Genomic DNA, 14,644 nt, shown 5'->3' with positions numbered 1-14,644 from the left:
AATGGTCGCAAGGTGCGAGCCGAAATGGGGTAGTTGGAAGGCTGTTTCAGATTAACTGGAAAATATACAGCTAATTCATAAGCATTTCCATGTTTCTGGCGATAACTGGAAAACCTCCAGCTATTTCTCCGGATTTGAACTGATCTCACAAAAAACCACCAAATTAGCTACATGAAATCCAGTTATTTTATACTAAATAGGATATTTGAACCAAATTAACTGCGTAAAATCCATTTAATTTTTTTGGGACGACGGAGAACGGCTGGGCGGTCGAAGTAGATGTAGAAGTAGAAGTAGAAGTAGAAGTAGAAGTAGTTAAATTTCCAGCTAGCCTATCGCACAAAGAACCACACACAAGAGCGATTCTCGAACGGGGCTTTATCCTCACGTATCGCAGTATTCATAGACTCAGATTACGGCATTTAATTTCATCTCGATTGACTTATTTCGAAATAAAATTTCTTGATTGGTGTTATTTTTTATGAAAAATTTACAGTCTCATCTTGTGTTTTTAACTAATAATCCGTATGATGGAGGTGATTTCAGCACGGATAATCTATGGTGAGTAGGGACCCTATATGTCAATAAATGATAATATTTTGATCAAAATTCGCGATATGAAAGACAGCCTAACTCCCGTGGAGAAGTTAGTGGCTGAGTATATATTAGACAATGTGGATGAGATTCCACATCTCTCGATTAAGAGTCTCGCTCAATTGACGAAAACAAGTGATGCCTCTGTACTGCGCTTCTGCAAAACGATGGGGTACAAGGGCTACCGCAACTTTATCGTGAGTATTTCAGCTTCGCTGGGATCGATGGATGATGAGCAGAAAGACCAATACACGGATATTCAACCTGGGGATGATCTCAATACTATCATTTCTAATATCTCGCATAATAATAGCAAATCCATTGAAGATACGCGCAGTGTTATTGATCGAAATGAAATTGCGCGCGCGGTGAAAGTGCTGGTTGAATGCAACCGAATCGTATTCTTCGGGATCGGTGCTTCCGGCTTAGTCGGGATGGATGCTGAGCAGAAATTCTCACGCATTAACAAGATGTGTCACACCTATACAGATGGACACAGTCAACTTACTGCCGCTACGCTGCTTGGGAAAGGTGACGTCGCCATCTTCATATCGAATTCGGGCAGCACAATGGAAATTCTGGATACGCTCGAAATCGCCAAGAAGAACGGCGCTACGATCATCGCCATTACCAAGTATAATAAAAGCGCCTTAGCAGATAATGCGAATATTGTACTTAGTATCTCGACACCAGAGGTCACGATTCGAAGCGGAGCCATGGGTTCAAGAATCGCCATGTTAACCGTGATTGATATTCTTTTTGCAGGAGTAGCCAGCAGCGAATATAAGCATGTGAAGAAGTATTTGGCCAAAACACACGACATTATTGCCAGCAGCAAGCATAGGAAATAAGCAAATCGAACACACTAACGATGTCCTTTCAGGCTTCGTTTTTTTTGTAGAAAATTTAGAAATAAAAAATCAATATTTTATTTTACCATAAAATAAAATTTCAAAAAGTATTGACCAAGTTGAAGTTTTTCGCTAATATAAAACCAGTGAGAAAACCTCTATCGAGGCCATTCAAAGATGAGCGGCCGCGTTTAGATGTGTGTTTTATCGCCAAACAGAAAGACGTTTTCGAGAATCGAAAACTTATACTTTCTATTGTGGAAAAGAGTACAGCAGGCAGGAGGACAACAGCATGGATGAGTATCTATCGGGTTTAACTACGGAAGAGATTAATGAGAAGACACAGACAATAGACGAATGTTCAACAGAGCAAATGCTTCGGATGATGAATGAACAGGATGCATTGGTTCCAGCAGCAGTCGGAGCCGAAATACCGCAGATCATGAAAGCGGTTGATATTTTGCATGGAGTTCTCAAAAACGGTGGCAGAATGCTCTACGTAGGAGCTGGATCCTCTGGCAGACTCGGTGTGCTTGATGCTTCTGAATGTCCTCCAACCTTTGGCATTGATCCAATGATGGTGCAAGGTCATATCGCCGGTGGCGATGGGGCACTGCGAACAGCAGTGGAAGGTTTTGAAGACAACGCTGAGGAGGGGGTCGCCCTCATTGAACGATGCGGAGTGACAGCTAAGGATGCGGTAATTGGGATTACGGCCAGCGGAAGTGCACAATTCGTTATCGCTTGCTTGAAGAAAGCGAAAGAAATTGGTGCCGCAACAATTGGTGTCGTAAATAACAAGGATTCCAAATTGGTAGCTGTTACAGATGTATGCATCGCGCCAGTGGTTGGGCCAGAAGTTATTATGGGATCTACTCGTCTGAAGGCGGGTACAGCACAGAAGCTGGTTCTTAACATGCTGACTACGGGAACAATGGTTAAGCTTGGAAAGACGTATAACAATCTCATGGTTGACATGAAGGCTAGCAATATTAAATTGCATGATCGCTCTATTCGCATCATAAGGATTGCAACTGGGGTGGATGAAGCAACAGCGAGTGCCCATCTCGAGAAAGCATCTATGAACTGCAAACTTGCCATTATGATGATTAAAACCGGCATGGATGTGAAGGAAGCGGAAGACGCGTTAGAACAGTGTGAGGGTAGTTTGAAGAGAGCCATACGGACCTATGTAAAAGTCGTGTAATCATTAGTAAAACAAATGAGGAGAGACTTGATCAATCATCAAGGATCCCTACACTAGGAGGTTTGTTTTTCATGAAAAGAAAAATGCCCATTTTAGCTTCTGTCGTAGCTTTAACAATGGCTCTAACAGCTTGTGGTGGTACTTCTGGTACGAAAGAAACAACTACACCAGCAGGCACGAACGCTCCTGCAGCTACAGCCAGCACTGCGAAAGACACGATTACTGCACTACTTCCACCGGTTTCACCGAACTATCAAAAAACATTTGAACAATTGTCCAAGGATTTCACAGCTCAATATCCAAACCTAACGTTGAAAATCGAACCAGCAAGCTGGGAAGATATGAAACAGAAGCTGGATACACAAGTGAATGCAGGTAGCCCTCCGGATATCGCTTTCGGTGGTTCAGGAACAATCCCGAAATATTTGGAGCAAGGCTTGTTGATGGATGTTTCAGATACAGCTACAGCTGAGATGACAGGCGATTACGATAAAACGGCATTGGATTACATGAAAAGCGGCAAAGGTCTATACGGCTTCCCAGCTTACATGGAAGTTCATGCATTAGGCGGTAATAAAGAGTTCTTAGAGAAAGCGGGCATTGACTGGAAAAAAGTACAGACAAATGGCTGGACTTACGATGAATTCCGTCAAGCGATCAAGAAAGGCGTAGTTACTGAAAACGGTAAAACGCGTTACGGCTTTACGTTTGCAGTAAAAGGGGTAGCTGCGGTTGACTACCTGGGCATTATGGCTAAAAACGCTGGTATGCCTTACGCATTTACATCCGATATGAAATATGCTTACACAAGCAAAAACTACCTGGGCTTGCTGAAGGATCTTCGTCAACTGATCGATGACGGTTCCATGCCGAAAGAGCTTAGCTCCGTCGATGCAGGTAAGCGTTGGAACATGTTCTTAACAGCTCAAACAATGATCACAGGTAAAGGTCTTGCTGTATTTGAAAACTCCGCAAAAGCAAACAATGCGAAACTTAAAGCAAATGACGCTAGTGCTGTAAAAGACAGCGTACCCGTTGATTACATCGTATTGCCTGCTCCAACGTTCCAAGGTGCTAAAGCATCCGCGAACACAGTTGTTGATGGTTACATGACGTTCCGCGGCAAAAAAGAGCCGACTGCTGAGCATAAAGCAAACGTTGTAAAAGCGGCTTACTTCTTGGCTAGCGGTAACGTTGCAGCAGCGACGAATAACGATCTGTTCGCTGCGCATATTACGAAAAGCGCGAAAAAAGCTGCTGAGAGCATGAAGATTGACAGAAATCCTGACAACGTAGCAGCTGTGGACAACATGCTTAAAAATGCAACACCGAACCGTACAGATATTCCGACTGATTTGGCTGCAAAAGCAATTAAGTTGGAAACAGAAGTAATCGTTCCTAAATTCCAAGGTCTACTTGCAGGTGAAATTACGCCTCAAGCTATGTATGATGCAGTGAAAGCTGCAGCGATTAAAGAGTTTGGTGCAGACGGAATTGCTAAAGACTAACATATAGCGTGATCTTCGGATAGGCGTGCAGCAACTGCTGCGCGGCTATCCGAACTATTTTAAGCGAAAGTTTCTGAAAGGGGGGTGACAAGTTTGAATCATATCGCAAAACCGATTAAAAGAAAGAAGTTTCAAGGAGATGCCCTTTGGGGTTATGCGTTTATTGCTGTTTCTCTCATCGTGTTTGTGTTGTTTCATGCTTACCCGGTTGTAAGTGCCTTTATCATTAGTATGCAGAAATACAAACCGCTTGGTTCCACGTTCATTGGCTTTGACAATTACGTAAATTCGTTGACGGATCCGTTGTTTTGGAAAGCGATGCGCAACACAGTCGTTTATACCGTTTTGACGGTGCCTGTCAACTTGTTTCTTTCCTTTATACTAGCTATTTTGATTTTGCCGCTTAAGAAGAAAACGCAATCTTTCTTCAAAGGCATTTATTATTTGCCAATGGTCGCTTCAGGTGTTGCATTGGCGGTTGTATGGCTCTGGATTTTCGACCCGATGGACGGCGGTATCATGAATCATGTCATTGCTCTCTTTGGTTTCGAGAATCAGAACTGGCTAGGCCAAAGCGCAACAGCAATGTTCTCATTGGTCCTCATGTCCTGGCTATCGAGTCATGGCACAAGCATCATTATTTACTTAGCTGGCTTGCTAGGTATTGACGAAACGTATTACGAAGCGGCAGAGCTTGATGGCGCGGGCTTCTTCCTGAAGCTATGGCACATCGTGATTCCTTGCCTGCGTCCAGCTACACTGTTTCTACTGGTGACTGGCGTTATTGGTTCATTCCAGGTATTCCAAAATGCCTTCCTAATGACCGGCGGTGGACCGAATCATGCGACGACAATGGTTGGTTTGCTTATTTTCGACAATGCGTTCACGCTGTTCGATTTCGGTAAAGCCGCAGCACAATCCTTGCTTTTGGCTGTCGTGATCGGCATCATTGCATACTTTCAGTTTAAAATTTCGGGTAAAGACGTCGAGTATTAAGGAGGCGATAATAAATGGCTTTGTATAGCAATCACGCAGATAAACCTAAAGTGAAAAAGATTAGAAATGCGATCATTTTTATCGCCCTCTTACTTTTTGCTTTGGCGACGATATTTCCAATTTACTTCATGTTCATTTCATCACTCAGTGATCCAGTTGCGGTCGGAGAGATTGAGTATTCTCTATTTCCTAAAAAATTTACGCTTGAGTCCTATAAATACTTCTTTGCCTTTAATGAGCATTCCGTTCGTTGGTTGCTGAACTCGCTCATTGTAGCAGTCATTACGATGATTTCAAACGTTTTATTTGCCAGTATGGCGGGCTACGCGTTCTCGAAAATTCAATTCAAAGGCAGAGGCTTTCTCTTTGCATTGCTGCTTGGTTCCATGATGATTCCTCATCAAGTGACGCTTGTACCGTTATACATTTTGATGGTCAACGTGTTTGAATTGCAAAATACGTACAGCGCATTGATTTTGCCAAGTTTAGTTACTGTGTTTAATATTTTTCTTGCTAAACAATTTATGGGCAGCATCCCGAACGAAATTCTGGAGTGTGCCAAAATTGAAGGCTGCAATCAGTTCCAGATTTATGGAAAAATTATTCTGCCTTTGTCCAAAACCGTTATGGCCGTTATGGCGATTCTGACGTTTATGGAGAGCTGGAATACGTTCTTCTGGCCGCTGCTTGTGACCAATACGATGGAAATGCAGACGATTCAGGTCGGTCTGAAAAGCTTCCGTTTTGCCAATACAACGTTGATCGCGCCAATGATGGCAGGGGCTACAATCTCGGCATTACCTATGTTTATACTATTCTTTAGCCTGCAAAGATACTTCTTGGAAGGCGTAACGGTAGGCGCAGTGAAGGGCTAAACTCGGGTCAAAAGGAGGCAGCTGCAGCATGCTGATAACTTGGGATGATTCCTATCGGCAATCCGTTATCGCGTTATGGAATGAAGCCGCGGTGAAGGATGGCTATAAGGAGCTTACAGAACAAAGCTTTGATGGGATCTTTGCGGGGAATCCTTATTTCGATAGAGAAGGCACGTTCCTTCTACTTGCAGATGATGTGGTCATCGGTTTTGCGTGCGGATGCACGGGAGATGATCTTCCCCTTGGGGACGTGGCTGGATACATCACCTGCATCGTGTTGGCGAGCGGGCATGACACGGATGCGAATTATTTAATGCTATTAACTGCTTTGGAAGACCGCTTTAAACAGTTGGGGAAGAAGCAAGCCGATATCCTCTTTTTCAATCCCATGTTATTGCCATGGTATATCCCGGATACTCCCAAGCATGAGCATAATAATGCCCCAGGTGTACCGGTAGAAAGTAGGTTTTATACGTTTTTGCTAGGTACAGGCTATTTCGAACGAGCGAAGCAATGCGCTATGTATCTCCATTTGTCAGCGTTTACGATGCCGGGCGAATACAGTGTGAAAGAAGCCAAAGCGCGAGCCCACGGGTACACGATCGATATGTTTGACTCGGGTAAGCACGCTGCTGTGGAAGTCATGTTGGAGGGCTTTGGGAATCCGTTATGGCAAAAGGAGATCGGTGGCGCGACGGCGCAGGGTGTGCCCGTTGTCATTGCAGCCTATCAAGGCAAGGTTATTGGCTTCGCAGGACCCGTTATTCGTCAAGCGAATGGACGAGGTTATTTTGCCGGTATCGGTGTGCTTCATGACCATGAGGGACATGGTTTAGGCAGTCTATTATTTTATAAGCTATGTGAAGCGTTTCAGGAAATTGGCACCGAATACATGTCGCTATTTACTGGGATGTCGAACCCAGCCATCCGAATTTATGAACGAGCAGGTTTTCAAACGGTGAAACATTTTGCTGTAATGAGAAGGGAGTTTGTCTAATGAGCGAGCCAAAATTGACCATTCTAGCTATCGGAGGTCACGTCGGAGATGCGGAATTAACCGCAGGAGGCGTACTAGCCCACCACTCTCTGAAGGGTGATCGCATTGTTACTTTAGCGTTAACTGCCGGGGAGCGTGGCGTTCCTGCTGGACAAGACATGAAGGAATATCGTGTGCAAAAAGTAAATGAGGCCAGAACTTTCGCAGAAATGTTAGGCGGGGAATCTATCGTCTTTGACATTCCAGACGGTGAACTGCAAGATAACGAAGAAATGCGTTATCGGGTATGCGATGTGATTCGCGACGTGAAGCCGAACGTGATCATCACTCATTTTAAGAACAGCATGCATAAGGATCATATGACGACTCACCGTATTGTGAATGATGCGCGCTTTTTCGCGGGGCTATCTTCGTTTGAGAGAGAGAAACCTGCACATTTTGCAGCCAAGTTGTATTACGCCGAGAACTGGGAAGATGCCGTCGATTATCGTCCTTATGTCTATGTCGATTTCCCAAAAGAGGCGTTCGATCTATGGGTGAAGGCGGTGTCGACACATTGGTTCGTGACGGGCAGTAAATCGTTCCAATACTTGGAGTATTACAAGCATCTGATGCGTGTACGCGGTCTTGAAGCGAGAAAAGAATATGCGCAGACGTTCATGGTGCCTGAAGAAACGATGCGAATTCGCCAATCGGAATTATAATACGAAATCATAAAACTGAATCTTAAAAAAATACCAAATGACTGTAACGAGACTTGAGCTTGTTGCAGTCATTTTAAAATCAAGGTGAGTTTGGGGGAGGCAGCGATGATCTTAAATGGTATTGATTGTATAGATAAGTATGCTCACTTGTTCACAGGTAAACGGGTAGGGTTGATTACGGCACCTACGGGATTAAACAAGGATTTTGTATCAACGATTCAAATCTTCCATGAGAAGTTCAATCTAGTGGCGTTGTTTTCGCCAGAGCATGGCGTTCGAGGCGATTTAGCTGCGGGGGCACTTGTTGACACCTATGTGGACCCGCAGACGGGAGTTCCCGTCTACAGCTTGTATCGGAAAGATTCCAAACGTCTGACACAGGAAATGCTGGATGCGGTCGACATCATTGTCTACGATATTCAAGATGTTGGAACCCGCTATTATACTTTTCTATATACGATGCTTTATGCTTTGGAAGACTGTGCGCGAGCTGGCAAAGAATTCGTCGTACTGGACCGCATTAATCCGCTGGATGGCGTTACGGTAGAAGGCAATGTGCTGCAAAGCGGATTCGAATCCTTTGTCGGCAACTACCCGCTTAGTGTCCGTTATGGCATGACGCCTGGAGAGGTCGCGATGATGGCGAACGATGAAAAGGGGTGGCAGGGGAAGCTGCACGTCATACGCTGCGAAGGCTGGGATCGTAACATGCTCTTCCCAGAAACGGGACGTCCATGGATTATGCCATCCATCGGCATTCCGCGATTTGAGACAGTTGTGCTGTATCCTGGGACTTGTATCATTGAAGGAACGAATCTATCTGAAGGCAGAGGAACGACAGCCCCGTTTGAGATTATTGGTGCTCCGTTCATTGATGCACACAAGTTAGCGGATGAAATGAATGCGAAGAAGCTGCCAGGTGTCGTGTTCCGTCCTGTTTATTTTAAACCGTCGTTCTCGAAGTTTCAGGGAGAGCAATGTGCAGGCGTGCAAATTCATGTCCTCGACAACCGCGCGGTTCGTCCCATCGATATTGGCGTTACGTTGATGTACACGATTCAGAACAATTATGAGCAATTTTCATTTTTGCCCCCTTTGAGAGAGGGCTCAAGACCATTCATAGATTTGCTTGGCGGAGGCAGCTACTACCGTGAGACTGAGGTTGATGTTCCGGCTTTGTTGGAACAATTCCGTGAGGAGAGCAATGCGTTTGCTCGAAGAAAGCAGCAATACCATCTGTATTAGAGAGCATTATAGTAGAGGCATGAGGAGGTGACGTTGATTGATGAAGAGATATGCAGTGGGACTTGATGGCGGAGGTACGAAAACCGCAGTAACCATCGTCGATGAGAGTGGTCTCGAGGTTCACACGTTTACATCGGGAGCTATTAACTATAATGGCCAGGACGAGGCGAGTGTTCAAGCTAGTTTAGAGGAAATCTTTCGAACAATTGCAAGCGTATGCGGTGGACTTCATCAGTGCGCGCAAGTGTGTATTGGTGCAGCTGGTGTCAGTAATCCGACCGTTACGACCCGTTTGGAATCGAGTGTTCGGGCATGTGGGTATGAGGGAGCTCTATTCATAACCGGCGATCAAGATACGGCGCTCTGTGGCGCGCATAACAAGGAACTTGGGATCATTTTGATTGCAGGAACGGGTTCGATTTGTTATGGCAAAAATGAAGCTGGTGACATCCATCGTGCTGGCGGCTACGGCTACCTTATTGATGATGAGGGCAGCGGTTATAGTATCGGCAGGGATCTGCTGTCAGTAGTCGTTCGTGCTCATGATGGACGTATGCCGGAGACGGTCATTACGCCAATGGTGTTTGAGCAATTAGGCATGACTTCGATTCAACAAATCATTGGGTTTGTTTATGACAAAACGACGAATAAAAAGGATATCGCGGCATTGGCGCCTATTTTATCGAGGGCTTGTGAGCTTGAGGATGAAGCAGCACTGGCCATTGTCGATAAAAGTGCCCGTTCGTTGCTTGAACTGGTTGTACCTGTTGCGGAAAAATTGTCGATGCAGGAAGGTGTTCTTGCGACGGCTGGGAGTGCGCTGCTAAAGAATAGCTTCATACAGACAGCTTTTATAGAGGGGCTCAAAGAACGTTATCCAGCTATGACCTGTATAACACCGAAGAGAGATGCTGCAAGCGGTGCTGCCCTTATGGCGCTTAACCGTTTGCGGTGACACACATACACACACTTATGTAACAAGGGATGGTAGTAAAGATGAGAGAAATTCAGGACATGTCGCTGCAGGAGAAAATCGGACAGATGATTCTTTGCGGCTTTGAAGGCACAGAACCGTCGGAGTCGCTGGAAGCGCTAATCGCGGAGCAGCACATCGGTGGTGTTATCTATTTTGCCCGGAATGTACAAAATACCAAGCAGATTGCTGAGTTATCCGGCAGGTTGCAAGCGATAGCGGAGCGTAATGGCACGTTGCCGCTTTGGATTTCCATTGATCAAGAGGGCGGCATGGTTGCTCGGATTACCGAGGGGGTTGCCCTCATGCCGGGATCTATGGCATTGGCTGCCGGAAATGCAGGTCCAGAGGGAGTTTATGAGGCGTCCCTTATCTCGGGTAAGGAATTGCGCTCGCTCGGTATCAATTTGAACTTTGCACCGGACCTGGATGTGAACAACAATCCGGATAATCCGGTCATTGGCGTGCGCTCATTTGGGGAGTCACCGGAGCGAGTTGCTCAGTTCGGCATTCAGGCTGTGCGCGGTTTCCAGGATGCGAACGTCGTTGCAACGGCGAAGCATTTTCCTGGACATGGGGACACGAATACGGATTCCCATCTAGATTTGCCGACAATCATACATGATGAAAAGCGGATTCGCGCTGTGGAGCTGGTGCCTTTCATAGAGGCGATTGCAGGTGGGGTAGATGCGATTATGTCTTCGCATATTTATTTCCCAGCTTTAGAGTCAAGCAAGCTGCCTGTTACCCTTTCCAAGGCTGTGCTGACTGGATTACTTCGAGAGGAGCTTGGCTATGACGGCGTGATCATGACCGATTGCATGGAGATGAACGCCATATCCGAGCATTACGGTACGGTTGCGGCTTCTGTCATGGCGGTTGAAGCTGGCGCTGATCTCGTGCTGATCAGTCACAGCCGGGAGAGACAGATCGGCGCTATTGCGGCGATTGAGCAAGCGGTGCGCGAAGGGCGTATTGCCGAAGCGCAGATCGATGCTTCGGTGCAGCGCTTGCTGGCGCTGAAAGCGCGCCGCGGGGTGATTGGGGAGCAGCCTTCTGCGACAGCGGCGCAAGAGGTCGGGACCGCGGTGCATTGCGCGGTCGCTCAGCGCCTCAGCGAAGCGAGCATCACGCTCGTCAAGGACGAGCAGCAGCTGCTTCCGCTGCCGCGCGTGCGGACGCTCGCGGTCACCGTGGCCGCAGCCGTTTCGTCGGGCGTCGACGAAGCGTACGCCGGCGTCGCAAGCTTGGGCGCTGCGCTGGCCGAGCATGGCTTGGACGTGCTCGATCGCGTGCTCCCGCTTGCGGAAGTGAGCGAGCTGCGCGCAGCTGTGCTTGCGGATGCGGGCGCTGCGGAGCAGATCGTCATCGGGACGTACAACGCCCGATTCCACCCTGCGCAGGTCGCGCTCGTGCGCGAGCTGCAAGCGCTCGGCAAGCCGCTGGTCGTCGTCGCGCTGCGCGTGCCGTACGATCTGCTGGAGTTCCCGGACGTAGCGACATTCGTCGCGGCCTACGAAAGCCGACCGTTAGCGCTGCATAGCACGGCGCGTGCGCTGCTGGGCATTGTGACTCCGCAAGGCCGCTTGCCGGTATCGCTTGGCGCGGACTATCCGGCAGGCTGGAAATGGGAGTAAGGGAAATAATTCACTTTAGATTTTCACCAGAGGCAGCTACGTTTAGTCCGATTTTGCCGAATTAATTAACCATTATCCTTGCGTGAGACTGATTTTGGTTAATTTAGTTAGGTTATTTAGGACTAATTCAGATTTTACAGTAGCGTCAGTGTGATTAATTCGGCAATTCCGGACTAATAGGAAGTGAAGGTCTGTAACTCGATTTTAACGACTATCTCCTCAGTCAGAAGCCCTTATCGAGGTAAGCTAGTCGAATATTTCGACTAACGTCTTGGTCAGAGCCGCTCTTTGTGGAGAGATCGTCGAATATTTCGACTAACTCCACGATCAGAGCTGCTCTTTGTGGCGAGATAGTCGAATATTTCGACTAACTCCTCGTGCGGAGCTGCTCTTTGTGGAGAGATAGTCGAATATTTCGACTAACTCCTCGTGCGGAGCTGCTCTTTGAATCGAGATAGTCTTACGGATTCAATGCAATAAAAGTGGAGGGAGCACAGCCGTTATGTCCAATTGGGATATCGCGAAGATCAGCAACTTCATTGAACAACAAATTGGTGAAGGACATCTGCCTGGTGCGGTCCTTTATATCGCGCAACGAGGTGCGGAAGTTATGAGGCAGGCCTATGGTAGCCGAGTTACGTATCCGGAAACTGCTCCAATGAGCGTAGATACTGTTTTTGATTTGGCTTCCCTGACCAAAGTGGTTGCAACGCTGCCAACAGTGCTTCAATTGATGGATCAAGGGAAACTTTCTTTGGCTGATCCGATTGGTGTCTTTTTACCCCAATTTCGCTGCCATCAGGAAGAGCCCATCCGAATCGTGCACCTGCTTACACATTCTTCGGGTCTTAGGGCGGATATCCCCGGCATAAGAGCAATGATGCATCTATCCCGCGACGAACTGGTGGACCTCATCTTAAAAGAAAGGCCGCTGCATCCCCCAGGAACAAAGGTCGTGTATAGTGACATTGGCATGATAGTACTCTACCTAATCATTGAAATTGTGACGGGTGAAGCGTTCTCTACCTATCTCAAACGGGAGCTATTTGATCCGCTGGAGATGTCGGAAACAGGGTTTTGTCCAACGTTTGAGGAATCGCGCTATGCGGTTACCGAGTTTTCGGAACACCGCCAAGCCTACAAGTCAGGCCTCGTTCATGATGAAAAAGCGGAACTCATGCAAGGCGTAAGCGGTCACGCAGGGTTATTCTCGACCGTGCATGATCTGGCAAATTTCACTGAAATGATCCGGCAGAAAGGCGTTTTTAAGAGGCGACGACTTATTTCCAAGGCAGCTATCGAGCTGTCATCCTGCAACTTTACACCGTGCGCTCAAGAATTTCGAGGTCTCGGCTGGTTGCTGAGAAATCCGAGCAGCTTTCAGTTTAGCGGTGACTATGCATCCGAACATTCCTTCGGGCACACTGGTTTTACAGGAACGAGCCTGTTGTTCGAGCCCGAGCGGGATCTGCAAGTCATTTTTCTTACCAACCGGGTTCACTTTGGGCGAACGGACCACATCTTGCAGATACGGCCAAGGCTGCATAATCTCATTCTCGCGCAATCCAACTAGGTTTGGTAGAAATTCATCCTGATTCTTTCACATTTGGATCCATTGCAGTGCCCAAGTATACATGTTGAGACACACTAACACCTGCAGTTATGGTGTGGAACATGTAAAACCAGTTACAGTTGCTCTTAAAATTGCGGTTGTATCTGTATTAAGCTCACTGGGCAATAACAGATAACATAATGAAGATAAATAAGGTAGACGAAAAGAATGGAGATGAGTTTTCATGCTTCGTACACTATTAAATCAAACTTCTCTAACCATAGCGGGGCTCATGTCTGGCACCTCCTTGGATGGCATTGATGTTGCCATTGTCCACATAGAAGGACGAGGCGTAGAGACGAATATCAAGCTGCTTCACTTTGATAGTCTACCTTTCGATGAAGAGATGCGAGAAAAGCTTAAGCTATTATGTACGATAGAGCATTCCGATGTTGCACAAGTGTGCGGCATGAACTTCGCCATAGCAGAGCGTTTCGCAGATGCAGTAATCCAAACGGCCCAAGCTGCAAACATAAGCATGGATGAAATCGATCTTATTTCGACACATGGGCAGACGATCTGGCACATTCCAGTAGCGGATGAAGCGGACCGTTTTCTTCCCAAATCGACGCTGCAAATCGGGGATCTGTCCGTGATTGCCAAACGAACAGGCAAGCCTGTCGTTGGCGATTTCAGGACAGCCGATATAGCCGTTGGCGGGCAAGGCGCGCCGCTCGTACCTTATGGTGACGATCTCATGTTCAGAGATGCGAATAAAGGCCGAATCCTTCAAAATATAGGCGGAATTGGCAATTGCACAGCGCTGCCAGCCGCTAGTGCGGATGGCGGCATGATTGCTTTTGATACCGGCCCAGGCAACATGGTGATGGATCAGGTTGTATATGAGCTATCCAAAGGGAAGCTTTCGTACGACGCCAATGGTGATTGGGCTGCCAAAGGCAAGGTGCATAACGAATTGCTAGCGAACATGCTCGCACACTCGTATTTCCAAGAACCGCCTCCGAAGACGACGGGACGCGAAATGTTCGGGAAAGCTTATGCCTCGGAATGGCTAGAATCTGCTCTGGAGCATGGGCTGGCGCACGAGGATATCGTGGCGACGGCGACAGCTTTTACCGCACATACGATTGCTCGCGGGTATCAGGATTACATTTTGCCACAGTGCAGCATTGCGGAAGTGATCGTGAGTGGAGGCGGTGCGCATAATCGCACGCTGCTTAGCATGCTTGGTGAATTGCTGCCAGACCAGACCATTCTGACATCAGACGAGCTGGGCATATCCTGCGATGCGAAGGAAGCGATCCTGTTTGCTTTACTGGGTAATGCGTTCATCCAAGGTGAGCCGAACAATGTTCCTGCGGCGACAGGAGCGGAAAGACCGACGATTTTGGGGAAATTAGCTCTGCCATAGGATCTACTTTGCATGAGACCGGAGCCATCCAATTAACAGATGGTCATTCGGTCTTATTTTTTTGGTTAGGAGA

The 14,644-nt window shown here is 47.2% G+C and carries 12 protein-coding genes; all 12 read left to right on the top strand.

The window, feature by feature from the left end; all coding sequences use genetic code 11:
• Nucleotides 1-578: 578 nt before the first annotated feature.
• Nucleotides 579-1,445: a MurR/RpiR family transcriptional regulator gene (locus tag ASG89_RS30995; RefSeq protein ID WP_057315194.1), complete on the top strand. Its 867-nt coding sequence runs from the start codon at nucleotides 579-581 to the stop codon at nucleotides 1,443-1,445.
• 292 nt (nucleotides 1,446-1,737) lie between these two features.
• Nucleotides 1,738-2,652, top strand: coding sequence for an N-acetylmuramic acid 6-phosphate etherase (gene murQ, locus ASG89_RS30990; RefSeq protein ID WP_057315193.1), 915 nt, complete (start codon nucleotides 1,738-1,740; stop codon nucleotides 2,650-2,652).
• A gap of 71 nt (nucleotides 2,653-2,723) precedes the next feature.
• The gene (locus ASG89_RS30985) at nucleotides 2,724-4,160 is read left to right on the top strand and encodes an ABC transporter substrate-binding protein (RefSeq protein ID WP_057315192.1); all 1,437 of its coding nucleotides are present in this window, start codon (nucleotides 2,724-2,726) and stop codon (nucleotides 4,158-4,160) included.
• Between the two features lie 93 nt (nucleotides 4,161-4,253).
• The gene (locus ASG89_RS30980) at nucleotides 4,254-5,156 is read left to right on the top strand and encodes a carbohydrate ABC transporter permease (protein ID WP_057315191.1); all 903 of its coding nucleotides are present in this window, start codon (nucleotides 4,254-4,256) and stop codon (nucleotides 5,154-5,156) included.
• 14 nt (nucleotides 5,157-5,170) lie between these two features.
• On the top strand, nucleotides 5,171-6,031 hold the full coding sequence (locus ASG89_RS30975) for a carbohydrate ABC transporter permease (protein WP_057315190.1): 861 nt from the start codon (nucleotides 5,171-5,173) through the stop codon (nucleotides 6,029-6,031).
• A gap of 28 nt (nucleotides 6,032-6,059) precedes the next feature.
• On the top strand, nucleotides 6,060-7,028 hold the full coding sequence (locus tag ASG89_RS30970) for a GNAT family N-acetyltransferase (protein WP_057315189.1): 969 nt from the start codon (nucleotides 6,060-6,062) through the stop codon (nucleotides 7,026-7,028).
• Complete coding sequence (locus ASG89_RS30965) at nucleotides 7,028-7,732, top strand: PIG-L deacetylase family protein (RefSeq protein ID WP_057315188.1); 705 nt, start codon at nucleotides 7,028-7,030, stop codon at nucleotides 7,730-7,732. The genes ASG89_RS30970 and ASG89_RS30965 overlap by 1 nt, the downstream gene beginning before the upstream one ends.
• 105 nt (nucleotides 7,733-7,837) lie before the next feature.
• Nucleotides 7,838-8,977: an exo-beta-N-acetylmuramidase NamZ domain-containing protein gene (locus ASG89_RS30960; RefSeq protein ID WP_057315187.1), complete on the top strand. Its 1,140-nt coding sequence runs from the start codon at nucleotides 7,838-7,840 to the stop codon at nucleotides 8,975-8,977.
• 40 nt (nucleotides 8,978-9,017) lie between these two features.
• A complete protein-coding gene (locus ASG89_RS30955) occupies nucleotides 9,018-9,932 on the top strand; it encodes an N-acetylglucosamine kinase (RefSeq protein ID WP_057315186.1) in 915 nt (304 codons plus the stop codon).
• Nucleotides 9,933-9,973: 41 nt separating this feature from the next.
• Complete coding sequence (locus tag ASG89_RS30950; protein ID WP_057315185.1) at nucleotides 9,974-11,587, top strand: glycoside hydrolase family 3 protein; 1,614 nt, start codon at nucleotides 9,974-9,976, stop codon at nucleotides 11,585-11,587.
• A gap of 502 nt (nucleotides 11,588-12,089) precedes the next feature.
• Nucleotides 12,090-13,160, top strand: a complete 1,071-nt coding sequence (locus tag ASG89_RS30945; RefSeq protein ID WP_057315184.1) for a serine hydrolase domain-containing protein — start codon at nucleotides 12,090-12,092, stop codon at nucleotides 13,158-13,160.
• Between the two features lie 223 nt (nucleotides 13,161-13,383).
• A complete protein-coding gene (locus tag ASG89_RS30940) occupies nucleotides 13,384-14,571 on the top strand; it encodes an anhydro-N-acetylmuramic acid kinase (RefSeq protein ID WP_057315183.1) in 1,188 nt (395 codons plus the stop codon).
• Nucleotides 14,572-14,644: the final 73 nt, after the last annotated feature.

The sequence above is a fragment of the Paenibacillus sp. Soil766 genome (assembly GCF_001428105.1).
GTDB lineage: Bacteria > Bacillota > Bacilli > Paenibacillales > NBRC-103111 > Paenibacillus_E.
The sequence above is the reverse complement of the archived record's forward strand: the minus strand, read 5'-3'. Positions and strand labels throughout refer to the sequence as shown.